The organism is Microcoleus sp. D3_18_C2 (genome assembly GCF_036702395.1).
Classification (GTDB): Bacteria; Cyanobacteriota; Cyanobacteriia; order Cyanobacteriales; family Microcoleaceae; genus Microcoleus.
Map to the genome: position 1 here is coordinate 117,223 of NZ_JAUBTG010000003.1, position 26,012 is coordinate 143,234.

Genomic DNA, 26,012 nt, shown 5'->3' on the forward strand with positions numbered 1-26,012 from the left:
CTATTTTTTAAATTTGGAGCTGACGAAAGGAAATCTCTTGTGCGATCGCCTGCAAGCCCTGGGAAACTAAGCGGTGGCTTGTCCCTACTCGCTGGCGTTGCCCGATCGAATTCCAGACTGTGATAAAAAATGTAACATAATTGCCGTGCAATTTTCACGCGCCCGATCGCTTTTTGGACACTTAAAAGGCTTTTTTCGGAATCTCAACATCCGCCCAAGCTGCTATGGGGGGAAGGCTGAGCTACAGAAAGCAGTCCGAGCCGGAAATCGGTTTGCCGGGAGAGCCCAAATTTCATCTCGATCGCAAAACTTTACCTTTTGGCCCCAAACGCCCTCACGGTCGATCGAGTAGCCCGATCCGGTTCGATCGTACAATCGAATCTTGTTTTGCAGTCAGGACTGCAGTCCTTTCTAACAAAATCTGCTGGCTGCAACCTGCGTATTTCCGTAAAAAAAGTCGGTGATTGGCCCCATCCGCAAAGTTTGATCACAATTGAAAAGAAAGCAAACTTTCCAGAAAAACTGGCAGTATTGGCGAGAAAGGAGTGGGAAGTGGCGGTATCGGAAAGGGAATTTCCGGCAGAGACGGGAAGGATGGAAAGTCTCGCGATGGCGGTGTAAAACCTGTCGAAACGATCGCGCAATCGGATAGACTCACATCTGTAACATTTTTAACGTCGGCGATTAAATCCGATCCGACCAATATCCGAGTTCCCCGTGTGATACCGTCATCATAAGATTCAAATCGGTAAGAGAAGAAGCGAGGGCCGTCACGATCTTGTACGAAGCCAACAACTTGAATTTTGTCACCTTCGACCCGGTTAAAATCCTCAATAACGGCATAGGCATTATCACCGCTATAGAAAAGGTAAGGACGGGCATTTGACGAACCGAGAACAAAGATGTCAGCATCACTTTGCCCGATCAAATAATCGATTTGTGCTACTGTTGAGGAAAAGCCGTAACCCGATATGATGTCATTACCCGGCCCGCCAATCAGGGTATCGCTGCCTTGATTTCCCTCAAGCAAATCGTCTCCTGTATTGGCGTTAATGTAGTCATTATCTAAGTCACCTATTACAGTGTCGTTCCCACTTTCTCCAAACAGGCGATCGTTACCTTTGCCGCCCGTTAAAAAGTCGTTGTTGCTGCCACCAAACAAGCGATCGTCTCCATCTCCTCCGATCGCCGTATCATTGCCTTGACCGCCGTTAAGACAGTCATTGCCAGCCCCTCCCAAGATACTGTCGTTATTGTCTTCCCCTCTGATTAAATCCGCGCCTTCGCCACCCTCAAGAAGATCGTTCCCGGCACCTCCTTCAAGTTTGTCATTGCCTTCGCCACCGCTGAGACTGTCGTTACCAGAGTAGGCCAAAAGGCGATCGTTACCGACTCCACCTGCGAGACAATCATTTCCTTCTCCGCCATCTAAAGTGTCATTACCATTCAAACCAAATAGAGTATCATTGCCTCCCAGCCCGCACAGGGAATCATCGCCAATTCCACCGGATAGCAAATTATCGAAATTGTCACCGCATATAACTACCATAAAATTGTCCTCCTGAAAACTATTTCACAATTACAGTCACTCAATTTTAGATTTTGGATTTTAGATTTTGGATTGTTCCCCTCCCTGCAATTTTAAATTTTAAATTTTGAATTTGGTAATGACTTTAGTCCTGATATCAAATCTGTTAGCATCGGATTTATTCCTATCTCTCTTTTATTCATCTGCGTTAATCAGCGTCAATCCCTTGTCCGGGGCGGTTAATACATTCTCTTTTTTTAACCGCAGATTAGGGCAGATAAACACAGATTAACGCAGATGAATTAGAGCGATTCAGGTTGCATCATCCGTGATTGTTGAACAAATATTAGGGACACACAATTTGCCTGTTCCTAATATTTTAACTGAAATCATTGATGCTAATTTGGTTAGCTGTCACGCCATTGAGCGCAGCTAAAATTTCCCCGGTTGCTGTCAAGCTGATTAAGGTTGCACTGTTGCTGGGAATAATAGAAAGTTGCGAGACGGTTAAATTTTCGGCAAGTACGAAGAAGTCGATGCCTGGTTCAAAATCAAAAATGATATCGCTGCCAGAATTGGCTGAAATTAAGAAGCGATCGCTCCCATTTCCTCCTATCAAACTGTCATCGCCGTTTTCACCGCTGAGAAAATCAGATCCGTTACCGCCCAGCAGAATATCGCTAGCTTGACCGCCGTAAAGACTGTCATTGCCTTCCCCTCCACTCAAGCTATCTTGACCGCGATTTCCAAATAGGATATCTTCCCCATTATTGCCGAACAAATTATCGCTTTCTTTGCCGCCGTAAACAGTGTCATTGCCGTCGCCACCGTCGAGGGAATCGTTGCCTTGATTGCCGTGTATCCAGTCGTTGCCGCCAACACCGCTGAGAGTATCATTGCCGCGTTTGCCGGCGATTGTATCGCTGCCGCTGTCGCCGGAGAGGTTATCGTCGCCGTCAGTTCCGGTGAGATTGGAGTTAGCTGCGATCGCATCTATTTCTCCTTCAATCACCGCAACGGCAGGTGTATCGGGCAATGTGGTTTGTTGAATTTTGGTATCTAAGGCAGTACCAGTATTTTCGGCAATAACTTGGGCGATCGATTTCGTACCTGTACCGACTGCTTTTAAGTCTTTAGAGGTTTCACCTAGGGCTACTTTTTGCACGCGGGCAACTTCTCGGTTAACTGAAGCTGTTGCAGTGTTGGATACAACTTGGTCAACGCGCTGATTTGCTGCGGCCATTACCTTAGCTGCATCCGGGGCAATTTGCAACAATTGCTGAGTGTTTAAATCCGAGTCAAATTGTTGGGCTGCTGTGGCGGCGCGATCGACAATTGTTGCTAACTGGTTGGGATCGCTGAGATTGAGAGTTGTCCCCGATTGAATTTGTTGAACGATCGCACTTACAACTGCTTTTACGCTGTCGGTATTGTCCAGAATCGACCCACCGTCTATTAAAGCAGCAGTTTGGGTAATGACGTTTTGTACCTTGACCATTGCAGTCAAAGTTTCTACCCCACCCGCGATCGCGTTTTCGGTAGCTGCGATCGGATCTAAACCCGTTATGTCAACATTAGCGGGAATCGAAAGAGAAGATTTGACGAGAGATTCGGCGCGATCGCTGTCAATTCCTTTGTCAATTAAATCCGCTACTAAACTGGTTAACAAGGTGACAACAGTAGCGTAAGGCGGGGCCGTGACAGGGGTTTCCAAAGGCAAACCAGTTGCCGTATCAATGCCACCGAAAGCAACAATATTGCCTTCCTCTGGATCGAGTTCGCCATTTTGATTTTTGTCGAAAATGGTGGAGTCGAGATCGAGATCGAATTCGCCGTTATCGCCAGTAGTGGCAGAAGGTTCGCTAGCATCGAGGACACCGTTTTTGTTGGCATCGAAAAAGACCGTAGCACCAGCAATATAACCGTCAATCACAAAACCGCCGAGGCCACCACTCTTGAACCGAATTACCTCGCTAACACTCGCGCCAGATTCATCAGTTCCAGTTAATTTCAGCCAATAATTGAACGTTCTTGGGCGAGTCGGGCCTAAATTAATCGTGCGAGTTGCCGAATTAAAAGTTAGCCAGGAAGGCAAAGGAATTTCCGGGAAAGTTGAACCGGCAATTGGTTGGCGGTAGGAACCGCCATTGCGATCGGTTCTCCAGGTAAATGCAGATGAACTTAAAGCGCTAGAATTTGCCAGGGCGATCGAATAATTAATGCTGTCGCCCGGATCGGGGTCAGTATAGGTATTGGCCGCTAAATTAAAAGCATTACCGCTTTGAGAAAAACCTAGCGCTGCACTTTGCGAAAACAGAGAACGATTGACAACTGGCGGGTTGTTGCCGACAATACCTTGAGCCAAAGCCAGCATATCAACGCGCTTGAAGTTTAAGCCAGTATTGATCACGTTATCGTCTTCGTCGTCGCCGTCATTAATCGTGACGCCGCTTGACAGCAAGAAATTCACAAACTCAGTTGGGGTTAGTCGGCGGCCCAAATCTCGCTGCGCTAACTGTTGCGCTAGCACTGCTATTCCAGCAACATGAGGTGCAGCTTGACTGGTACCGGAATAGCTAGTCAAAGGGGTGTTAGGGCCAGCACCCGTAATCAAAGTACCGGGAGCAAAAACGGTTGTTAAAGTGGAGTGGCGCTGAGAATATGGTGTAATGCGATCGGCATCGGTGGTATAGGCGATCGCGCCACCGCCGTGTGTCCGATAACCCCGGTTCGCATCGTACACCGCACCAATTGAGAGTGAGTTAGCATCGGCTGCGGGGTAGGCAACGCCCTGAACGCTGTTATAACCCAATGGCCCGAAAGCATTACCTGATGCGGAAACAACAATTACATTCCGTGCTGCTAACTCTGCTAGTTCATCGCTAATGCCCCTCGTTTGGGGGGTGTTGTAATTGCCGTTATCACCGAGTGACATATTCACACTGGCGATATTGTACGCCGCTGCATTTTCTACCACCCACTGCAAAGCTTGTTCTATATTCGCGAAAGTGCCGCTGCCCGTATCATCCAAAACTTTGAGATGAATGATGTTAGCACGGGGTGCCATCCCTGTGTGGACTCCATTTTGGGAAGTAGCAATACTAGAGACGTTTGAACCGTGTCCGTCAACGTCGTCAGCTTCGTCATCGCCATAGGCGTAATCGTAATTGTAGACAATGCGATCGGCAACCCCGTTAGAGTCACCATCAGGACCAAAGAATGGGTCGTCTAAATCGATACCAGTATCCAAAATTACTGTTGCAAAACCATTGCCGTCTATTCCGGCAAAACGCGGTGCTGCGCGGAAATCATCGATGTTAATCAGCGGGGCAGATATGTCAGTGGCGGGGGCGAATGTTCCGTCTATAACTGATATCAACTCTCCAGCTTTGTAAACTCGGTCATCTGAACCTGTAGTGGTGATGCCTGGAAGACGGGGTTTAGCAGAGAGATCGAGATTGTAAGGAGTTTCTCCACCGTTGGCTAAGGAGACTCGGACGTAATAAGTACCGTGTTCTAAAGTGCGGTTAATTGACTCGGATGCGGTGCCCAAATTGTTGGAAGTGGCGATCGTATTTCCGCCACTGTCGAGCAACTCAACTTTAGCATCTGCATTCAGTCCGCCCAGCGACAAGTTGAAGTCATTCCTAGCACCTAAACTGAATTTGTAGTAATCATCAATCTTGCTGCTGCTGATAGCATCCTTATAGCTTCCGGTACTGGAACCTACAGTGATTTTTCTGACTAAATTATCAGCAGGTATCGCCGGCGGCATGATGATTTGCACTGGTGTTGGTGTCGGCGGCAAAACTGTAGGCGTTGGTGTTGGTGTCGGCGGCAAAACTGTAGGCGTTGGTGTTGGTGTCGGTGTAATTGGCGATGTTGGTGTTGGTGTTGGTGTCGGTGTAATTGGCGATGTTGGTGTCGGTGTAATTGGTGGTGTTGGCGTCGGTGTTGGCGTCGGTGTAATTGTTGGCGTTGGTGTTGGCGTCGGTGTTGGTGTTGGCGAGGTTGGCGTCGGTGTTGGTGTTGGCGAGGTTGGCGTCGGTGTAATTGACGACGGTGTTGGTGTCGGTGTAATTGAAGGTGTTGGTGTTGGTGTGGGCGTTGGTGTTGGCGATGTTGGTGTGGGCGTTGGTGTTGGTGTTGGTGTTGGCGATGTTGGTGTGGGCGTTGGTGTTGGCGTGTCATTATCGGTAATGGCGACAGTGACAGGCCCGATCGCAATTCCGCTATATTTAACGTCGGTACTTGTTGCGGCGTGATTGATTGTGCCAGTGTGAGTACCTTCTACAACTGTGTCATCCGTCGCAATCACAGTTATAGTTTGGGCAATATTCCAATTAGTAGCGTCGAAGCTAATAGGGGCGATCGCACTTATTTGATTCCCCCCGTCAAAGCTGACTGTTACGGGCGCTGTTGGCTGCGAATTTAGCTGAAGTGTATAACTTCCCGTTGCACCGCCTTCTGCTGCTGTGGTACTGGCGGGATTAACGGTAACACCGACTGTATCGCTGTCGATGTTAGTAACGCTGACATCGGAGAGATTGAAATTGTTGTAATTGCTGTCTGTACTAACAGCCAAAGCAGTGACAATATTGTAAGCAATATCGCCGTCAGCGATATTGTCGCCCACACCTGTCACCGTTACCGTCTGCGCCTGATTCCAGTTATTAGGAGTGAAACTTAAGCTATTAGTAGAAACTGTTCCTTCTGCAGGATTGGAACTACTTAAAGCTATGGTAACAGGTGCCGTAGGTTGACTGTTGAGGACAACACTGAAATTAGCCGTACCTCCCGCTTCTGTTGTAGTTAATCCGGCTGTGGGATTAACGGTAATGCCGGGAGTTTCGTTGTCGCTATTCGTAACGCTGACATCTACAGGATTGAAATTGCTGTAACTGCTGTCTGTACTAACAGCCAAAGCAGTGACAATATTGTAAGTTTGATTGCCGTCAGCAATATTGTCGTCAACGCCAGTAATAGTTACAGTTTGCGGCGCACTCCAATTGGCGGGAGTGAATGTCAGCGAGGGTGTAGAAACTATTCCCTCGGTAACATTGGAACTGCTTAAGCCAACAGTCACGTTAGCAGTTGGTTGAGAGTTGAGTTGGACAGTAAATGTTGCTGTTCCTCCTGCTTCTGTTGTCGTTAATCCGCTATTGGGATTAACTAAAATTCCAGCAGTGTCGTCATTAGTAATAGTAGTTGTAGCAGTAGCAGTTGTAATTGTTGGAGTCGGGCCTGGTGCGATCGGATTTGATAAGGTGACAGTAATAGTTTCATCCGGTTCGATCGCACTGTCGCCCAAAACGTCCAAAGTAATCGTTTTCGATGTCTCGCCCGCAGCAAAATTAACCGTACCATTAACGTTAGTTGCCCCGGAAGTGCCGCCGATATTGTTGTAATCGCTGACGTTTGTAGCAGTTCCGGCGATCGCATAATTGACGCTACTGGCTGCACCGATACCGCCGCTGCGAGTAACGGTAAAAGTAACGGATACAGTTCCCGTATTGCCTTCAGCTACCGCAGCTACAGCGGCGGAAACAGCATAAGAAATAGTGCCGTTACTGGGAATAGTTAGGGTCGCTTGATTTGTCGTACCTGCAATGCCACCTGCGATCGTACCCAAGTTGAGAATGACTGTTTCTGCATTCTCAGCGATATTGTCCGGTTTAATAGTGACTGCAATATTTTGTTCTGTACTTGTTCCGCCTGCGGGGAATGTAATTGAGGTAGGGGAAATGGTGTAGTCTGAATTTTGGGTAGCGCTGCTGCTGGGGTCGATGACAATTGGTACAATGACATCAGCAAAAGGAGTGCCGCCGCTGATAGTAACGGGGATATTAACGACTGTATCTGCATCCCCTTCAGTCCCGCTGAAAGTAGCTGCACCAAAATTGATTGTGTTCTGTGAATTTAAGAGAACTGAAACATTATTAGAACCTCTGTTAGCAACTGCGAGATCGAGTCTGTCGTCGGCATTTAAATTTGCGATCGCAATAGAACTCGGATTTGTTCCAACGCTAAAGTTGGTCGCACTGCTAAAACCGCCAGTTCCATTTCCCGCCAAAATTGAAACGTTATTAGAACCGCTGTTGCTAACCGCTAAATCTCGTCTGTTGTCGCCATTAAAATCGCCAATCTTAATCGCACTTGGGTTTAAACCAACATTAATGTTAGTCGGAATTGCAAAACTGCCATTTCCTGTTCCAAATAAAATTGAGATGCTGTTAGAACCGCTGTTGGCGACTGCGATATCGAGAAAATTGTCGCCGTTCAAATCTCCAACTGCGATCGCACTCGGACTTTGACCGACATTAATATTAGTCGGATTGCCAAAACTACCTTGACCATTTGCCGATAATATGGTAATATTATTAGAATTTTGGTTGGCGACGGCGAGATCGAGAAAATTGTCGCCGTTCAAATCTCCCGCAGCGATCGCGCTGGGACTTTGCCCAACATTCACAGTAACAGGAGTGGAAAAACCGCCTTGTCCCGTTCCCAAATAAATGCCAACATTGCCTTCAGGTACAAAAGCATTGCCGCTGGATTGAGTAATGGCAATATCGAGTAAATCATCAGCATTAAAATTGCCGACAGCGATCGCGCTAGGATTTTCGAGGGCATCCAAAAAGCCCGGACTGTTAAAGTTGCCATTACCCGATCCTAAAAAGATATAAATGCTGTTAAATTCCGCACCTTGGGCGGAAGTTATCGCTAAGTCGGAAAAGTTATCGCCGTTAAAATTGCCAACTGCGATCGCGGTAGGCCGCAATACCGAAGTCAAATCAGTTCCAGCGTTAAATCCTCCTTGACCGTTTCCCAGTAAAATAGAAACCCTATTCGTGGTGGGGTTAGCAACAGCTAAATCTAAGATGCCATCGTTATTGAAATTGCCAGTCGCAACAAAGGATGGACTGGTTCCCGCATTAAAGTTACCACCAGAACTAAACGTATTGAGAACGTGGCCGTAAGCTGCGATCGCTTCTGGCACAAATGCAATGGCAGCTTTAATTGTCCCCGCTGTTACTGTTAATTTCCAATCGCCACCTTTTGCCGCACAACCTGTTAAATTATTAGAAGCGGCAACATTTGCTCCTGTTAGTTGACTCAGATTTTTGACAAATTCTTTACCTATATTTCCTTTGGCAACATTGCACCCGTAGAGCAAAATTTCGGCATTTTGTGTCAGCCCGCCCGCCCATTTCTTAACTATTTTAAAAAAAATGTCGGCGCTATCTCTCAAATTTTGCCAACTCAATTCCACGTTCCCCAGTTGCAAACAACCGGGATTTCCGTGGGCAATAATGTGAATTACTGAAAATTTTCTTCCCTGCAAAGCTTCGGCAATTTGTTCTAGGCCGTTGCGGTTAGTTTCTAATTTAATTACTTCGGTTTCAGGGATAATGCCGTCGATTAATGTTTGACAGTCGGGGACGGCAGAATCGATAAATGCGATCGCTTTTGAGGAAGGTTGAGTCATTGACTTTAGGGAAACAGCCGTTGGGGCGATCCCTAAGTCTGGGATGTTTAAGTCTGGAATGTTATCGTTATTACAGTTTTCGGCAGTGAAGGATTGGGGACTTGTGCCGGCCGGAAAGTTGGTACCGGTACTGAAAGTAGACATGATTAATTTACCTAGCTGATACTTCTGGTTTATCTGATGCCAGCAAGTCTACAAAAGCACCACCTCTGCTGTATTGTAAATACTTGCGGAAAACTTGCGAAAAATATAATTTTCTTGCGGAATTTATCCCTATTTGATGAAGAATTGTAACAGCGCCGACGGGCTAGGATTTTTATACGACAAAACTTACGCCTAAATACCAAAGAAACCGGGTTTTGTACCAAAATACACAGGTTTCCCGATCGGGAAAACAACCCGGTTTCTGAATCCCCGCAAGCCCTAGGCAAAAATACTTGGCAACTACAAACTGCTTTTAATGTGACTGAGGCTTGAGTTTTGTTAAAGCCGATCGCGATATTTCTTAGGAGTCACACCGACAATTTTGCAGAATGTCTTGCTAAAGTGACTTTGGTCGTGAAATCCCACTTGCTGGGAGATATATTTTATTGATAACTTCGGCTTTTTCAACAACTGTTTTGCTTTTTCAATTCGGCAGTGGGTCACGTACTGATGGGGGGTGAATCCAGTCGATTGTTTAAACATACGGCTGAAATGATAAGAACTAATGTTCACTAAATTAGCAAGTTCACTTAAGTGCAAATCTCGGTTTATGAATTCATTAATGTAGTGAATAACTAGCTGCAATTGGCCGGGATCAAGACCGCCTCCAACCTCTCGCCGGTTAGGTTTTTTCGCGCCATATCGGTGCAGTATGTGCAGTGAAAGCGCGTTTTTCAGTGCATCGACATAAAGAGTACCGTTTAATCCGCCTGATTCTAGTTCGGTTTTGAGAGCCCAGGCAATTCCGTGAACCAACGGATCGCGGGTTTGCCATTGCGGTATAATTTCAATGGAATTTGAATTGATCGATTCGCCAACTGTATTGTCGAAGTCGGTAGGTTCAAGAGCGATCGCCATAAATTCATAGTCTCCGGTTGCAACTGACTGGAAATAAGTACCAGCAGCAGCGATGAACATCTGCCCGCTTTGCCACGATTCGCTACCGCAGTTTTTCCCGTTCACTGTTCCTTTTAGTGTTGCTGAATTGAGCATCAAGCCAACCGTGTGCTGTTCGAGACAGTGTTCGGGACATTCGTTTGGTGGCTGACAGTGATATTCGACATGAATTCCTTGCCACTTTGCGCCGTGACTCGACAGGATTGCGGGGCGCGGGAGAATCACTTTCATCGCGTCTGTCTTGGCAAAATCAAGAATTAATGGTTTCTGTGGGGACATAGCTGGCACCGACTGGACGAGTTGCTATTTTGTAGTTGACAACTCCTCGCCGTTCTACGGCGAGGATTCTTCTAAACATCCGAGTGCCTTCGGGACTGACCGTCGGGAAACAAATCTGAGTTAAATCTGCAACAGCGTTCCCAGCGTACAAACCTAAAATACTTGACACTCCCCGCGCTTGCATCCACGGTGATTCTTAAGGCATTTCGGCCCTAATATCCTTGTTGCCAAGGTTCCCAAACTCACCACGTTTGCTCTTTGAGCGTGATGATATTTTTTGGGCGTTTAGGTGACAAACACCAAGTTTCGCGGAGTCCCCACGTACTATTTCCAAGGCTCGATCTCTGATGGTTTTTGCTGCACCAATATCAGCGTGTTCGTGATACCCACATTCAACACAGATGAATTTTTCACCCTCTCTATTGGATTTGTCAATGTGTCCACAACTTCTGCATTCAGTGCTGGAGTATTTGGGGCTAACTTTAATTACGACCTTGCCTTGCTTTGCAGCTAAATACTCGATCTTCAGAATCAAATTACCCCAACCCGCATCAGATATAGCACGGTTCAATCCTTTCTTTCTTGATTGTCCATTTTTAAGAAACCTCCCTGTTTTTTCATCAGTTTTTACTTTACATCGACGCATCATTCCAGTAATATTCAAATCTTCTAAAGCGATTGCGTCAATATTGCGAGACACAATTTTATTCGCAACTTTCCATTGGTGTGCTTGACGTTTGTTACTAATTATTTTATGAAAACGCCCTACTTTTTTAATTGCCTTGTGGCGGTTTTTACTTCCCTTAGCTTTGCGGCTAACCCGTCTCTGTCTGATTTTCAGAGTCCGCTTAGTTTTTTTAGCTGTGGAAAATTTAGGGTTTTCAATCTGATACCCGTCAGACAAATGAACCAATTTAGTAATTCCTAAATCGCATCCTATTATCTTGGTCACTTGTTCGAGAGGTCTAGCCCTGTATTCAGGAACGGATTTATCTTCTATCCTGAGAGAAATATGCCAACCATCTTGACGCTTTCTAACGGTGCAAGCCTTAATGCTAAACCCCTTGGGAATTGGACGCGAGTTATAAAATCGCATCCAACCTAATTTAGGAAGATAGATTTTATTTTCTTGTATTTTTACACCCATTACGCAGGTAAAAGATGTAAAATTACTTCGGTTTTTGAATTTAGGAAAGCCCCTACCTTCAAAGAAATTCTTGTAAGCAGTGTCTAGGCGTTTAACATTCTGCTGTAGAACTGTTGAGTCTACTCCACTGTACCAAGGTCTAGCATTTTTCAGTTGTGGTAGCGCTGTAATCTGAATGTCCGTCGCACTTCGACGGGGATTTTTAGTGTGGCCATCCTTATCAAATCTAGAATCTTTCCAAGGATTCCCAGTTGCACCGTTCTTGCTGACAAAACAAGTTAGCGGTGAAGCTTCGCCACGAGTTGTAATGTTGCAGTAACTACCTTGGATGAATTGTTGATTATATTGGACAATTCTGTCATTCAGACACCAGTTGTAGTGGCTTCTAAGCATATCTACCCAAGCTGACATTTTTGAGGCTTGGCTTTGATTGGGACGCAGCTTGTAAGCAAAGTTGGTCAACAATTGCAGTTCACCTCTTGTCTTTGTCTTGCGTTTAATCTACAGTAGGCGTAAACAAAAGTCAATGAATATGGCTAAATTTTCTCCTGATGAGTACAGACATGAGAGCAACGCCGTCTCTCTACTAAACTATCACTTGGTTTTCATTCCCAAAAAACGAAAAAAGTGTTGACTGGTTCAATTGCTGAGCGACTGCAACAGATTATTTGCGATGTCTGCAATGAAAACCGATGGTGCATCATCACGATGAAGATTAGGCCGGATCACGTTCATCTGTTTATCAATGCTAAGCCAATAGATGACCGGGCTACAATTATCAGGAAGATTAAGGGAAGAGCGTCAATCGATTTTAGATTTTAGATTTTAGATTTTAGAGGCGACCCCACGGATAAATACGTTCGGCAAGTTTCATCTGATACAGGTTTTTTATTTCTGGACGGATGAATCACGTGGCGGGTATCCTGGATGCGGGAATTGTCACATCATTTGAGAAAGGAGTTTCCTGAACTCCTTAAATTGCCTACTTTGTGGACACCTACCTATTTTGTTTCGACTGCTGGGAATATTGGCACGGAAACCGTTAAACCCTACATTGAGGCACAAAGAGATTAGGCAGGATAAATCCTGCAAAACCCTTTCATCCCTGGACTAAAGTCACAGGGTTTTCAGGGTATGTTTTATAAAATGTAATACTTACTGGTATTTTACAGAAAAATCATGCACAGACGAGTTTCCCAGATTGCTATTGTACTTTGCCTCCAAGTCGTCCTAGTTCTAGGTGGGTGGGCGCAGCCTGCGGCGGCGCTGACTCCAGAACAGCAGCTATTGAGCGAAGCTTGGCGAATTGTCAATCGCTCTTATGTGGACGACAGCTTTAACTCTCAAAACTGGTGGTCGATTCGCCAAAAAGCTGTCAAGCAACCGCTTAACGACAGACAGCAGACTTACACGGCGATTCAGGGGATGCTGGCGAATCTCGATGACCCGTTCACTCGACTGCTGAAACCCGAACAGTACCGCAGCTTGCAGGTCAACACTTCGGGAGAATTGACCGGTGTGGGGCTGCAAATTGCGATCGACCCCCAGACAAATACCCTGACAGTGGTGGCTCCTTTGGCCGGCTCACCGGCGGATAAAGCTGGTATCCAACCCCTCGATCGCATTCTGAAAATTGATGGCACTCCCACCTCAGAATTGAGCCTAGACGAGGCTGCAACTCGAATGCGCGGCCGCATCGGCACTCCCGTTACCTTGACCTTGGGGCGCGAGGGAAGGGACGCTGCTGAGGACATTGAGCTAGTGCGCGATCGCATTGCTCTGAATCCGGTTTACGCGGAGTTGCAGTCGGGGTCAGAGAATTTGCCGGTGGGCTACATTCGCTTGAGTCAATTCAGCGCTAACGCCACTGAGGAAGTCGCTCACGCCATCGACCGCTTGGAAAAACAAGGAGCCGCCGCCTACATTCTCGATCTGCGGAACAACCCGGGCGGACTGTTGCAAGCAGGGATTGAAATTGCCCGCCTGTGGCTCGATTCCGGGACGATCGTCTACACGGTGAACCGACAAGGCATTCTCGGCAGTTTTGAAGCGTCTGGAGAAGCCCTAACTAACGATCCGCTGATTGTTTTGGTGAACAAGGGAACTGCCAGTGCTAGCGAAATTTTGGCGGGTGCGCTGCAAGATAACGGCAGAGCTCAACTGGTAGGAGAAAAGACTTTTGGCAAAGGGCTGATTCAGTCGCTGTTTGATTTGTCTGACGGTTCCGGGTTGGCTGTGACTGTTGCTAAGTACGAGACGCCTAACCATAAAGATATTAACAAGCTGGGGATTTCGCCCGATCGCGTAGTACCTTTGGAACCCATCGCGCGCGATCAGATTGGCACCGCAGCAGACTTGCAATATCAAGCTGCACTGCAACTACTGAAAGAAAAAACCGTGCTGGCCAAGTCAGTATAAGCCGGAGTTTGCAGTTTTGAGCTTGCAGCAGGTGACAATACGCAGGTCTGTCTGTCTCTGCGTTTGCTTCGCCACGACAGACAAGAATGATCTAAAAAATTTTTTACTTAGGAATGAGAATTAAATAACTTCCACTCTTGAAAGTGGGATGGGCTCTTATAGCCCGTCATGAGTGGACGGGCGGGACGCCCATCCCACAATAACAATTAAAATTGTAAGTTATTTAATTCGCGATCCTTAAAAGTGATATCACGTCCGACATATTCATCTGTAATTGTTCGCTGTGCGAACCAATGACATACAAGAATGATGCACATCGGACGTGATATCAAAACCCAAAACAGCCGTTCCCTTAAGGTTGGGGGGTTGATTCCTCGGCTTCGGGTACATTGGGTTCTTGCAAAATCACCGGACGCTGCTGCGGGTCAGCTTGGTTGCTTTGCTCTTGCATCACAGTTTTAGCAAGACTAGGGTCAAAGTAGCGGTTAAAATCCGATCGCGAGCGATCGACTCGCCCTTGGGTAAGATTGACTTCTGCTTGGATTTCGTGCAATTTTTCTTGCACCGCCCGGTAGTGAGGCCAAAGCTGAAGCAAAGCAGAAGTGGCACAGACTGAAAGTACCATGTTGACTGCCAACTTGACCCCTGTTTCGGCCGCGAGGGTTTGGTGAGGGTAGGAACGCTGGCGGCTGCTGCGACGAGGAGTAACCCGAGGGGAGTTTTTTACAGGACGCAGTGGGGTAACGGGGGGTTGAATCGCTTGCATAATTTTTTTTCAAATACCTGAGACTGACGTTTTAGAGTTCAACAGAGCAAATTCTGAGCTTAACGCACACTCGCCGCTGTTTGTCAGGGTGCTGACAGCCAAAATTGTTGAGACAAAGGTGACGCCTGAAGACGGAATTTCCCCATAAAAATGCCTGCCCTTGCAGTCTCGTCTTGCTGAACACAAACAATCTACTGCACTGGGGCAGCAATTGTCTGTATCTGTAATGCGAGAGATTTAACTGCTCAGGCAGGCGTTTTGCGGTTCGCAACTGTTGTCTGGAAACTATTTGTACAGTTCAGTTGACAGCCGGAAAGCCAAGATTCCGGGAATCAAAGCAATTACGAGCGCTACGTAGACTTGGGTATCTGTTAAAGACATATTCGCAAAACTCCTTTTCGCGGGGACGAGCTTTCACCAATTTGAGACAAATTGGCGCTTTTGGGAATCATTTGTTACAACTTGCAACACAAATGGTGCGTCCGGGGAGGAGTGGGGCAGTAGCGCAGTGGCGCAGTGGCGGAGTTTTTGAGTGTCGGAGGGGGAGAATTTTGGTGTTGGATAATTGCGGGATGATTTTGATTGTTTTGTGGGATGGGCCCATGAGCCCGAAGGCGTGTATTTTCGCAGCAGGCGGAACGCCTAACCCACAAGAAGCCTCCTCAAGTTGTGCAACGCCAGAATTTTTCCTTGTTTCCTGGGACTGCTTCCTTCGGAGGTTGTTGGGACGATCGCCTCCCACAGAATTACCGCGTTAGGTTAAGATTTAAGTGAAGGTGAAACTAATGTTAGACAGAGCGGGTAATTTGCGCTGCGCTCGACCCTTGCCAATCTTAGGTGCACAAAATAGTTAATGATAGATCAATTTCTCGACGCTACACCCAATTTTGGAGTTGACGGCTTTTTCTTATTGTTGGTTTTGGTGGCTTTGGAGGCTGTACTTTCGGCTGACAACGCGATCGCCCTGGCCTCTATTTCTAAAGGTTTAGAAGATGCCAAGGATCAGCAAAAAGCTCTCAACTTGGGTTTGATAATTGCTTTTGTACTGCGGATCGCCCTAATTTTAACTGCTACTTGGGTGATCCAATACTGGCAGTTTGAACTGCTTGGTGCTCTCTACCTGCTGTGGCTTGTTTTCCAACATTTTACTTCAGAGACAGACTCCGAAGGAGAACATCACGGGCCCAGATTTGCGACTGTGTGGCAAGCAATTCCCATGATTGCTTTTACGGATTTAGCGTTTTCTTTGGATAGCGTGACTACTGCGATCGCTGTTTCTGACGACACTTTTATCGTCGTAACAGGCGCTACTATTGGAATTATTGCCCTGCGATTCATGGCAGGGTTGTTCATCCGCTGGCTGGATGAGTTCGTTCACCTAGAAAGTGCTGGTTACATCACAGTTGGGTTCGTGGGAATGCGATTGTTGGTGAAAGTAATTAATCCCGATTTAGTTCCGCCGCAATGGCTGCTAGTTTCCAGTATCGTCTTGATGTTTGTCTGGGGATTTTCTAAGCGTACTCCTGAGCCAGTCGAGATTGCAAAATCTCTAGAAATGGCTCTGAATCAGCCGGATTCAGAAGTTGCTGTGCCAGAATCGCAAGGAAAAAAGTCCGAAATTTAAGATACTTTCATTTGAATAAAATTAGCTTAAATCTGTCAAACCAACCAGATTGAAGGCTGGTCAAAACGTGCAAAAGCTTTTCATCCCGGTGACTTTAGTCCGGGGATGAAAGGCTTTTATTTTGTAATATTGTTTCCTTCAGTAGCCGATCGAACTTATGGGAGTAAAATGGGGCCTATGGGAAGGCAGTTATCAAAATCAGACTCAGCAATGGTTAGAGTGGTGGGATAGCTAGGGGAATTCGTTGCTGACGGGGTTGGTGGCATATTGGCGATCGATCCGGATCTGATTTGATCCTTGGTGGTGGCTGTATTTTTTTAGGATAGGAAAAGAGGGCGATCGGTGGGAAGGAGTTGCGGGCGATCGCATTTCACCTGTCGGGAAAAAATGTAACCTTCCTGTTGAGTGGCTGCCAGAAAAATTCGCGATGCACCAGAAATCTGAGTCAATCCACTCCCACAGGGATGTGATACGTCAGTCACCTACAAGTTCATTAGGAATCAATACAGGATTACGGCTCTTCCGAATTCTCTCCGAGCCGCCAAGACTAAGATTTTGTTCCGCTTTAATAACCCTAAGCTGCGCCATTTTATGATGATATCGTCGAAACTTATCCTTTAACTCTTGATCAATCATAGTTGTTTGAAACTGGGCATCCTGGGACATTAACAACATTTCAGGTTTTATTTCAATATCATTAGCGCCAATAAAAGTGTTCACAAGAACCTGAAATGTCAAGGGCTTTTTATGGTCAAGATGGCTCTCATAAATAGCTACTTTATCACCAGTAATATCGCATTCAACTCTTCCATCCTGATCGGCAAACTTTTCAAAGAATATTTTTTTAGTTAGCCGAAGATCATCTTGAACAGCAGCACGGCAGGCTTCTAAAAAATCTTGATCAATAGACTTTACTTTAGCAGAAATCGCTGTGCTATAAGAAAAATCCGTTCGAGAGCCATCTGTTCTTTCTATCCAAAAGCAACTTGTCGGCATATCTGTTCTATCTTTGTACAAACGTTTTACACCACATCCAATCTTTTTATCTGCTTCAGGATGGCGCTCCAGAAGAGCTAGTAACATATCGCGATCATCACCTGCTATGCTTTGACCATTTCGATAGCGCTCCAACATATTTCTGAAGTGTTCAATAGCATCTTTCTGGAATTTGAACTCTATTCCATTGAGAACAATTGGTTGCCTTGCCATTTAAACTCCCTACCAGTTTTATATGACGTATAACTTAAATTGTATCGCAGATGTGTTACCCTATATCATAATAAGCGATATCTGCAAGACATAGGAGTTCAAAAAGTCCCTGCTTATCTTTCCTAACCTCAATTCTCGAATGTCGAATGTCTAGACGCGATAATTTACACTTCTCTCTACGTCGCACCCTCGAAAAAGACGGGTGGACAATTACGGACGATCCTTTAGTCTTAGTGTTAGAACAGACACTTTTGAAAGCCGACTTAGGAGCAGAAAAGTTTTTTACTGCGGAAAAAGAAGGGCAGAAAATCGCTGTTGAAATCAAAGACTTCGATTCAGCCTCAGTCATCAGCGAACTGGAAAAAACGATGGGACAGCTTCAGCTTTACCAATGGGCATTGGAAGGCCAAGAACCGGAGCGTCAGTTGTTTTTAGCTGTGAGCCAAGCCATCTACATTAAACACTTTCAAAAACCGATTTTTCAGTTAGCCGTCCAGCGAAATAAAATCAACTTATTAGTTTACGAACCAAGTCAAGAGGTGATTCTCCAATGGATAACTCACTAAGCTATGCAGACATCCTCAAAAAAACCCTGCAAGAAGCAACTCGCACCCAACCCCGTTTACAAGCGATCCAGCTTTACCCCGTCTGTGATGTCGATTCGGGTCAGTTTCTGATTCTGGCTACAGGCTGGGATAAACAGCGCTGGATTGACACGATTCTGTTTCATGCTCGTTTAGTCGATAATCAAGTTGTAATTGAAGAGGATAACTTCGAGGAAGGTCTAAGCCAAGCGCTGATTGCAGCGGGTATAAAAGCAGAGGATATCGTGACTAGCCCCTTCCCTGACAACAGCGATAGAGAGAAAACCTATCAGAAAGTATAAGGAAGAAGGAAGAGGGGGAAACTCCGAGATGGGAAGAGGGAGAGGATTTTTCCCCTACTAGCAATTAGTCATTAGCTATGGCTTAGGCTTACCGACAAAGAAAGCTAAGGGAGAATTATCACCACAAGATAACCGAACTTTAGAACCAATGGGAAAAACATTCCCTGTGGTTGTGAGTGCATATAACTTTTCGCCAGAAGGTGTTTTTAAACAATAACGATTTTCTCTGCCTAAAAACTGACGATCGCAAACCACAACAGGCGAATCTTCATCTAAGTATAAACTCCAGTCTTCCTGCCGGATCATCAATTCTCCTTGAGTAGAAACATCACAGGGAACTTGTGAACATGAATCTCGTTTAACAGCAAAACAACCTACTTCTGTTTCCCAAAAATCCTGCTTCAGCGATGCAGACACAAAATTAGCTTGCGTCACAAACTCAGCCACAAATCTAGATGCTGGTTCTTGATAAACTTCCTCTGGAGTGCCAAACTGTTCTAATTGGCCTTGACGCATCACCGCTACCCAATCTGAAATCGAAAGTGCTTCTTCGCGATCGTGGGTGACAAATACACCAGAGGTTCCCGTTGCTTTGAGAATCTCGCGGACTTCCTGACGCAATCTTAACCGTACTTGTACATCTAAATTACTCAACGGTTCATCTAGTAAAATAATCGCAGGTCTAGGGGCTAAAGCACGGGCCAGGGCCACTCGCTGTTGCTGACCCCCCGATAATTCATGGGGATAACGATTTTCCAATCCTTCTAATCCCACCAGCGCTAATGCTTCGGTGACACCTTTCTGAATATTATGCTTTGACTCTTTTCCTTGATGTGTCAAGCCAAAAGCTACATTTTTCGCGACTGTCAAATGGGGGAAGAGTGCATAGTCTTGAAACACCATACCAATGTCTCGCTGTTCCGGCGCGACTGACATATTAACACTGGCTACAGTTTTCCCTGCTAGGGCGATCGTCCCTGCTTGTAGCTGTTCAAAACCCGCAATTAACCGCAGCAACGTTGTTTTCCCACAACCCGATGGCCCCAACAACCCCAGTATATCTCCCTGATGTAAGGTCAGGGTGACAGATGCCACCGCAGGTGATGCAGCTTGGGCATACTGTTTTGTTACACCATCCAAATGCAGAATTATCGGTCGAGCCATTATTGCTATAAATAATCAACAACTTACTATTCTACAATATACCAGTTTAGTGAGATTAATTATCATAAAGGCTTGACAAATGTTTACAACTACTGATAAACTAGCAGGCTAGACTTTTTACTAGCGATGAAAAATTCCCAAAAATCACTACAGCAAACAGGAATCAGGACAATCCAATGGCGATCGACCTTACGCGGTTTATCGGCGAGTGGGTGGACAGTTGCAATTATCGCTTTAGCATTGCCGATCGCCATACCAGTGATCAGTGTCTTATCCAGTATCTTTTTTGAAGCTAAAGATACATGGCAACATTTAACCGATACAGTTTTAACCCGTTATATCATCAACTCTTTTTGGTTAATGATCGGTGTAGGCTTGGGTGTTGTCGTGATTGGCGTAGGATGTGCGTGGCTAGTAACAATGTGTCGCTTTCGGGCCAGTCGCGTATTTGAATGGGCATTACTGTTACCCTTAGCTGCCCCAGCTTATGTCCTAGCTTATATTTATACAGACTTTTTAGAATTTTCCGGCCCAGTTCAAACTGCTTTGCGTTCTATTTTTGGCTGGAGTTATGGAGACTATTGGTTTCCTAACGTGCGATCGCTCCCTGGAGCCATCTTAATGCTAATCTTAGTTTTATATCCCTACGTCTACCTATTAACACGAGTTGCATTTTTGGAGCAATCAACTTGTACCCTAGAAGCTAGTAGAATACTGGGCTGTAGCCCTTGGCGGAGTTTTATGACAGTTGCCTTACCAATGGCAAGACCCGCAATTGTAGCAGGTTTAGCACTGGCTTTGATGGAAACTCTCAACGATTATGGTACTGTTCAGTATTTTGGAGTGGATACATTCACCACAGGTATTTATCGGACTTGGTTTGGCATGGGAGAACGAATTGCAGCCAATCAATTAGCGGCGATGCTATTATTATTTGTTCTGGGTTTAATATTACTAGAACGCTGGTCGCGGAGTCGGACTAAATATTATCAAGCTAGCAGCCGCTATCGCCAACTACAAACTTATCAACTTAAAGGAATTAGGGAAATCTTAGCGGTAACTGCTTGTTTGATGCCGCTGTTTTTGGGTTTTTTATTGCCAGGATGTCTTTTAGTAAAGTTGACCTTAGCTAATTGGCAACTCACCTTAGATGAACGCTTTTGGATATTTGCCCGTCATAGTTTAATTTTGGCAACACTGACAGCAATTTTAGCCGTAGTTATTGCCTTGATTATGGCTTATGGGTTACGGTTATATCCTAATTTAGGAGTGCAGTTAGGCACTAGAGTTGCGGCAATGGGCTATGCTGTACCTGGATCTGTGATTGCAGTTGGGATTATGGTTCCCATTGGAAAAATGGACAATCTATTTGATAGTTGGATGCGTGAAAACTTTGGAATTTCTACAGGCTTGTTGTTAAGTGGTACGATCGCAGCTTTGGTATTTGCTTATATAGTTCGCTTCCTTGCTGTTTCTTTAAATGCGGTGGAGTCAAGTTTGGGCAAAATCAAGCCTAATTTAGATGATGCGGCGAGAAGTTTGGGTTATAGCCCGATGCAAACTTTAGTTACAGTTCATACACCAATGATGACGGGAGGTTTACTAACTGCCATGATGTTAGTATTCGTTGATGTAATGAAAGAGTTACCTGCTACTATAATTATTAGACCTTTTAACTTTGATACCTTGGCTGTGCGAACTTATCAACTTGCCTCAGATGAGCGATTGGCTGAAGCTTCTGGCCCAGCATTGGCAATTGTTTTAGTGGGGATGTTACCGGTTATTTTATTAAGTTGGAAAATTGCGCGATCGCGCAAGTCTTCAACACAATAACCGCCAAATCTCTTCCCTGCTTGCACAGGTGATTGATTCTTTTAAAGCTATAGTCCGACAGGGGTTGAAACCCCTGTCTCATAGCTAAAGTCCGACAGGGGTTGAAACCCCTGTCTCATAGCTAAAGTCGTCTGAAGACGACTAGACAGCTAGGATTTCAGTCGGTTTCAACCGACTTTAGCTATAAGAGGGGGAATTTATTCCCTGGCCGGTTTCAGGAGAATGTATCAACCCTTCTTCCATCTTCTTTTTACCTTTACAAATCAAGATGATTAATAAAAACTTAGCAATGTTTCACCGCACTACTGGCACAATCTCCTTCTTACTACTTACTGTTTTTGTCACCTTTGGATGTCAAAAACAGGCGGCGGGTCCCCTCGAAACATTACAAAAAACTAAGCAATGTCCAGGATGTGACCTGACTGATACCAAATTAAGTGACATTGATTTAACAAGCGCTAATCTCAATGGTGCTAAGTTGGAAGGTGCTATGCTAGAAAATGTCAAACTTAATGAAGCCTTACTCGATAGCGTCAATCTCAAAGGTGCAAATTTAAAAGGTGCTTCTCTGGAAAAAGCAGGTTTATTTTCTGCCGATCTCACAAATGCTGATTTGAGTAATGCAAATCTCAAGGGGGCTTTTTTGCGAGGTGCAAAACTAAATAATGCCAATCTTAGTAATGCCGATTTAAGTGAAACTGACTTAAATAGTGCTGATTTGACTGGGGCAAACCTGAAAGGGGCAAACCTGAAAGGCGCTATCATGCCGGATGGTAAAATTAAAAATTAAAGTTGATGGGATTCGGCGGTTTCAACCGCCGAATCACAAAGAGTAGCTTCTTGTTCAAAAAGCCTCTATTTCCATCCGGCGCGATCGGCAACCTTTAAAGCTTCGGGGTTATTTTTCCCAAACACATCAGGGTTGAGAGGGTCAGATTTGAATGTACCAAAACTTGCCACTACAGGATCGATCGCCACACCTGAAATCACAGGGTATTCGTTATTACTCCTAGCAAAAAGCTGTTGCGCTTCGCGGCTGGCTAGGTGTTCCAAGAATTTGATCGCGCCTGCTTTGTTACGGGAGGTTTTGACTACACCGCCACCACTAATGTTGACGTGGGTACCGCGATCGCGTTGGTTGGGGAAAAATACACCTACTTTCGCCGCGATCGCTTTTTCTGCTGGATCTTTCGATTTCATTAAGCGAGCTACATAATAGGTATTAACAATGGCAAGATCGCCTACCCCATCAGCAACAGCCTTGATTTGTGCCGTATCATTTCCCTCTGGAGGACGCGCAAAATTAGCCACCAATCCTCGCGCCCAAGCTTCTGTTTTTTGAGCTCCATGAGCTGCTAACATAGCGCCAACCAGAGACTGATTATAGATATTAGTGGACGATCGCACTAAAACTTTGCCTTTCCACCGAGGTTCTGTCAGCGCCTCATAGGTTGACAATTGGGCAGGGTTCACCTTGCTTTTGTTGTAAACAATCACCCGTGCCCGGCGCGATAGACCAAACCAGAAACCTTGAGGATCTCGCAAACTTGCTGGAATTGCCGATGTCAGGACTGTTGAAGAAACAGGTTGCAGAATACCTGCTTGTTTTGCCCGCCACAAACGCCCACCATCCACCGTGATGAAAACATCAGCGGGGCTATTTGCGCCTTCACTTCTGATCCGTTCAATTAGTTGGTCAGCATCCGCCTCAACGAGGTTAACCTTGATCCCAGTTTTTTTGGTGAAGCTTTGGTACAACTCATTATCAGTATCGTAGTGACGTGCTGAATAAAGGTTGAGAGTGCCGGTTTGGGCTGCGACAGGGGCTTTTTTGGTTAGTTCCCCCACGGCCACGACAGCCATTGCTGTACCGCTGGCAAGAAAAATACGCCGAGAAATGCTCATTGTTCTATAATGATAGATTTTTTCATCTGGTAATTGACACGATGGTCTATCTACAGCCATCTATAGTCATTGCTTTACTATATTAATGCAAGTAATTCTTATTTGATGATCGAGAGCGTAACTATTTTATGGCTGACGCACTGCTGGTCAATCGATTTTAGATTTTAGATTTTAGATTTTAGAGGCGACCCCACGGATAAATGCTCTTTCTTGAGGATTTTCGATTTGAGATTGGGGATTGATTCCACGGATAAATCACGTGGCGGGTACCACATGAAGAAATTCGTGGTCAGAAATCCGGTCTCGACTTCGCTCAACCGGCAGTTTTTTTCCGAAAAGACTTGGTTATAAGCTGTCGGGCATCTTGCGTTGTATTTTTCGGGCGGGCGGGACGCTAGGGCCCCTACTCCCCACAACAATTTCATCTGAGATGTTGCACCATTCTCAATAAGCCTTTTATGAACAGGCTGGACGGCCTGTGAAGCGAGAAAACTCATTCTTTGTGGAACGGGCCCCAGAGCCCGTTCTTGACAATGGTGCAGCATCTGAGATCCTAAGCTGTCAGGCATTTAAATTGCATATTCAGGGCGGGCTAGACGGCCCACCCCACAAGACTTAGATTGTTTGTTGACATTCTATTTAAATGCTGAACAGCTTACGGATTATTTGTGTCTAATTAGCTCGTAAATTTCCACATAGTCTTTAGCTGGATATTTCCACGAATTGTCACAATTCATGCCTTGAAGCATGAGTTTTTCAAATTCATCATGATAGTCATACCACAATCCGATCGCCCGATCGAGCGCCGACTCCAAAGCGTAGTAGTCAGTTTGGTAAAATACGTAACCGTTGCGTTCTTCCGGTAGGTGGCGGGTGTCGTAATCTCGATCGAACACAGTATTCACCAAACCGCCAACTCCCCGCACCACAGGAACAGTGCCGTACCTCAACCCAATCATCTGAGTCAGCCCGCAGGGTTCGTAATTACTGGGAACCACAATCATATCCCCACCCGCGTAAATTAAGTGCGACAGTTCCTCATTAAAACCTAGTTCTAAATGGCAGTCTGGATTATCATTTAAAAACTGTCTTTCGTGCTGGAAATGATCGTTAATTCCCGCTTCCGTCGCGGAACCCAAAAGCACGAATTGCGCCCCCTTACTCAGAGAGTAATAAATTGCATGGTGGACGAGATGGACACCTTTTTGGTCGTCCAAACGACCGATAAAGGTAATAATAGGCTTGTCAGCATCGCGCAATAACAGCCGATCGCGCAAAGCTTTTTTAGTTTTGGCTTTTCCTGCCAAATCCTCCTGATTGTAGTGGTGCGGAATATAGCGATCGGTCTCAGGATTCCACACATCGTAATCAATGCCGTTGAGCACCCCGCGAAACTTCTCTTGATATAAATGCAATGTGTGCCCCAAACCGTAGCCACACTCGCCCATATGAGCTTCCCAAGCATGGTGGGGCGAAACCGTGGTGACAAAGTTCGAGTAAACAATGCCGCCTTTCATAAAGTTGATAGCAAAAGGGTTAAAGTTATCTCGGAGGCGATCGTAATCAAAATAATAATCCGGTCTGTGCAAACCCGTTGCTTCCAAAATATCGCCACCTCCCATGCCTTGATGTTTGAAATTGTGAATGGTATAGCAGACTCGCTGATATTCCATCCAATTGTATTTGTAAATTTCAAACAGCAAGACTGGAACCAAACCAGTTTGCCAATCGTGACAGTGAATCACATCGGGACGCTTGTTGCTTCTGAGCAAAAATTCCAACGCGGCTTTGCTGAAAAATGCAAACCGCATATTGTCGTCATTGCACCCGTAATAACAGCCGCGATTAAAAAAGTTATCTTGAGAGCGAGGTTCGATGAAAAAACACAACTGCCCGTGCACCCAGCCGCACAAGACATCACAGAGGATTTCGCCGCCGTACCAGGGCACAGCCAAATCCCGGTAGGCCTCGTGAAGTCCCCAAATGTGGTCGTACCTCATGCAGTCGTACTTCGGTAGAATAATCTCGACGCAGTGGCCGGAATTCTGCAACTCCCGACTCAAGCCGTAAACTACGTCGCCCAAACCCCCTGCTTTGATGACGGGGGCGCACTCCGAGGCAATTTGTACAATGTACATTTTTTTTCTCGCTCCTGGATGAATCAAAAAAATATTTTCTTAACATGACAAAGTATATGGTTTCTCGCCAAATAAGCAAGTAGGCCATTGGGAATACAGGGCGATCGGGCTCCCAGAAGCCGAATTTGCGGCGGTTGCGATCGGCGATATCGTTTCGGCATGGCTGCAACTCGATCGCAAATTCCGCAAAACATAACTCATCTTCTCGCATTTGTCAACTCAATCTTTTGAGTCAAATCGCCATTTGTCTCGTCTAGTTCCGAATAGCGATCGAATAACTCACTCAAAGCTTCTTCTCCAACAATTTCTCCATTACTGACAAACTTCTCTACCTCCACCGAACCATCACTCAAAAATTCTATTTCCCACCGTTCCCCAGGTACAGCTACAATTACCATCAGAGCTTCATCGCGATGATGCGCTAAACTGTAATCGATAGCCTGTTTTTGCAATTTTTGCAAAAATAATATTACTTGGTCAAATCCATTATTTTTCATCTATCAAATCTCCCATCGCTCAACAATT

The 26,012-nt window shown here is 45.6% G+C and carries 20 protein-coding genes and 1 pseudogene; 7 read left to right on the forward strand and 14 right to left on the reverse strand.

Annotated elements, in window-relative coordinates:
- Positions 1-7: 7 nt before the first annotated feature.
- From QUA88_RS03180 to QUA88_RS03205, 6 genes are all read right to left on the reverse strand, one after another.
- On the reverse strand, positions 8-151 hold the full coding sequence (locus QUA88_RS03180; protein WP_333270200.1) for a hypothetical protein: 144 nt from the start codon (positions 149-151) through the stop codon (positions 8-10).
- Positions 152-487: 336 nt separating this feature from the next.
- Positions 488-1,549 carry a calcium-binding protein gene (locus tag QUA88_RS03185; RefSeq protein WP_333270203.1) on the reverse strand — a complete coding sequence of 354 codons (1,062 nt, stop codon included), beginning with the start codon at positions 1,547-1,549 and terminating at the stop codon, positions 488-490.
- Positions 1,550-1,907: 358 nt separating this feature from the next.
- A complete protein-coding gene (locus QUA88_RS03190) occupies positions 1,908-9,161 on the reverse strand; it encodes a DUF4347 domain-containing protein (RefSeq protein WP_333270206.1) in 7,254 nt (2,417 codons plus the stop codon).
- A 339-nt stretch (positions 9,162-9,500) separates the two neighbouring features.
- The gene (locus tag QUA88_RS03195; protein WP_333051788.1) at positions 9,501-10,397 is read right to left on the reverse strand and encodes an AraC family transcriptional regulator; all 897 of its coding nucleotides are present in this window, start codon (positions 10,395-10,397) and stop codon (positions 9,501-9,503) included.
- On the reverse strand, positions 10,369-10,566 hold the full coding sequence (locus tag QUA88_RS03200; protein WP_333231241.1) for a hypothetical protein: 198 nt from the start codon (positions 10,564-10,566) through the stop codon (positions 10,369-10,371). The genes QUA88_RS03195 and QUA88_RS03200 overlap by 29 nt, the downstream gene beginning before the upstream one ends.
- Positions 10,567-10,593: 27 nt before the next feature.
- Positions 10,594-12,009 carry a transposase gene (locus QUA88_RS03205; protein ID WP_333231243.1) on the reverse strand — a complete coding sequence of 472 codons (1,416 nt, stop codon included), beginning with the start codon at positions 12,007-12,009 and terminating at the stop codon, positions 10,594-10,596.
- Positions 12,010-12,159: 150 nt separating this feature from the next.
- Between QUA88_RS03205 and QUA88_RS03210 the strand changes: the two are divergent.
- Together QUA88_RS03210 and ctpA are read left to right on the forward strand one after the other, a co-directional pair.
- Positions 12,160-12,618 (forward strand): annotated as a pseudogene (locus QUA88_RS03210) (transposase); the annotation flags it as partial.
- A gap of 105 nt (positions 12,619-12,723) precedes the next feature.
- Positions 12,724-13,962 carry a carboxyl-terminal processing protease CtpA gene (gene ctpA / locus QUA88_RS03215; RefSeq protein ID WP_333209850.1) on the forward strand — a complete coding sequence of 413 codons (1,239 nt, stop codon included), beginning with the start codon at positions 12,724-12,726 and terminating at the stop codon, positions 13,960-13,962.
- A 352-nt stretch (positions 13,963-14,314) separates the two neighbouring features.
- On the opposite strand, the gene QUA88_RS03220 is transcribed toward ctpA, so the two are convergent.
- The gene (locus tag QUA88_RS03220; RefSeq protein ID WP_333270211.1) at positions 14,315-14,728 is read right to left on the reverse strand and encodes a slr1601 family putative cell division protein; all 414 of its coding nucleotides are present in this window, start codon (positions 14,726-14,728) and stop codon (positions 14,315-14,317) included.
- Between the two features lie 285 nt (positions 14,729-15,013).
- Positions 15,014-15,109: a photosystem I reaction center subunit XII gene (psaM, locus tag QUA88_RS03225; protein ID WP_015174804.1), complete on the reverse strand. Its 96-nt coding sequence runs from the start codon at positions 15,107-15,109 to the stop codon at positions 15,014-15,016.
- Between the two features lie 472 nt (positions 15,110-15,581).
- On the opposite strand from psaM, the gene QUA88_RS03230 reads away from it, so the two are divergent.
- Positions 15,582-16,352: a DUF475 domain-containing protein gene (locus QUA88_RS03230; protein ID WP_333051774.1), complete on the forward strand. Its 771-nt coding sequence runs from the start codon at positions 15,582-15,584 to the stop codon at positions 16,350-16,352.
- Positions 16,353-16,669: 317 nt separating this feature from the next.
- On the opposite strand, the gene QUA88_RS03240 is transcribed toward QUA88_RS03230, so the two are convergent.
- Together QUA88_RS03240 and QUA88_RS03245 are read right to left on the reverse strand one after the other, a co-directional pair.
- Positions 16,670-16,801, reverse strand: coding sequence for a hypothetical protein (locus tag QUA88_RS03240; protein ID WP_333270215.1), 132 nt, complete (start codon positions 16,799-16,801; stop codon positions 16,670-16,672).
- Between the two features lie 25 nt (positions 16,802-16,826).
- Entirely contained in the window at positions 16,827-17,561 is a 735-nt protein-coding gene (locus QUA88_RS03245) for a DCL family protein (RefSeq protein WP_333270218.1), read from the reverse strand.
- Between the two features lie 146 nt (positions 17,562-17,707).
- On the opposite strand from QUA88_RS03245, the gene QUA88_RS03250 reads away from it, so the two are divergent.
- Together QUA88_RS03250 and QUA88_RS03255 are read left to right on the forward strand one after the other, a co-directional pair.
- A complete protein-coding gene (locus QUA88_RS03250; RefSeq protein WP_333051766.1) occupies positions 17,708-18,127 on the forward strand; it encodes a XisH family protein in 420 nt (139 codons plus the stop codon).
- Positions 18,112-18,447 (forward strand): element excision factor XisI family protein, encoded by a 336-nt coding sequence (locus QUA88_RS03255; protein ID WP_333270221.1) that lies wholly within the window; start codon positions 18,112-18,114, stop codon positions 18,445-18,447. The genes QUA88_RS03250 and QUA88_RS03255 overlap by 16 nt, the downstream gene beginning before the upstream one ends.
- A gap of 75 nt (positions 18,448-18,522) precedes the next feature.
- Here QUA88_RS03255 and QUA88_RS03260 read toward each other — a convergent pair whose 3' ends face one another.
- Positions 18,523-19,611 carry an ABC transporter ATP-binding protein gene (locus QUA88_RS03260; RefSeq protein WP_333051761.1) on the reverse strand — a complete coding sequence of 363 codons (1,089 nt, stop codon included), beginning with the start codon at positions 19,609-19,611 and terminating at the stop codon, positions 18,523-18,525.
- Between the two features lie 126 nt (positions 19,612-19,737).
- Here QUA88_RS03260 and QUA88_RS03265 point away from each other — a divergent pair, with 126 nt between their 5' ends.
- Entirely contained in the window at positions 19,738-21,444 is a 1,707-nt protein-coding gene (locus tag QUA88_RS03265) for an iron ABC transporter permease (protein ID WP_333261244.1), read from the forward strand.
- Between the two features lie 268 nt (positions 21,445-21,712).
- Entirely contained in the window at positions 21,713-22,234 is a 522-nt protein-coding gene (locus tag QUA88_RS03270; protein WP_333209856.1) for a pentapeptide repeat-containing protein, read from the forward strand.
- Positions 22,235-22,299: 65 nt separating this feature from the next.
- Here the strand turns inward: QUA88_RS03270 and QUA88_RS03275 are convergent, their stop codons facing one another.
- The 3 genes from QUA88_RS03275 to QUA88_RS03285 all read right to left on the reverse strand — a co-directional run bounded on the left by QUA88_RS03275 (position 22,300) and on the right by QUA88_RS03285 (position 25,984).
- Positions 22,300-23,349 carry a Fe(3+) ABC transporter substrate-binding protein gene (locus QUA88_RS03275; RefSeq protein ID WP_333051751.1) on the reverse strand — a complete coding sequence of 350 codons (1,050 nt, stop codon included), beginning with the start codon at positions 23,347-23,349 and terminating at the stop codon, positions 22,300-22,302.
- A gap of 662 nt (positions 23,350-24,011) precedes the next feature.
- Positions 24,012-25,487 carry a glycogen synthase GlgA gene (gene glgA, locus QUA88_RS03280; protein ID WP_333051749.1) on the reverse strand — a complete coding sequence of 492 codons (1,476 nt, stop codon included), beginning with the start codon at positions 25,485-25,487 and terminating at the stop codon, positions 24,012-24,014.
- Between the two features lie 197 nt (positions 25,488-25,684).
- Positions 25,685-25,984, reverse strand: coding sequence for a hypothetical protein (locus QUA88_RS03285; RefSeq protein WP_333051746.1), 300 nt, complete (start codon positions 25,982-25,984; stop codon positions 25,685-25,687).
- Positions 25,985-26,012: the final 28 nt, after the last annotated feature.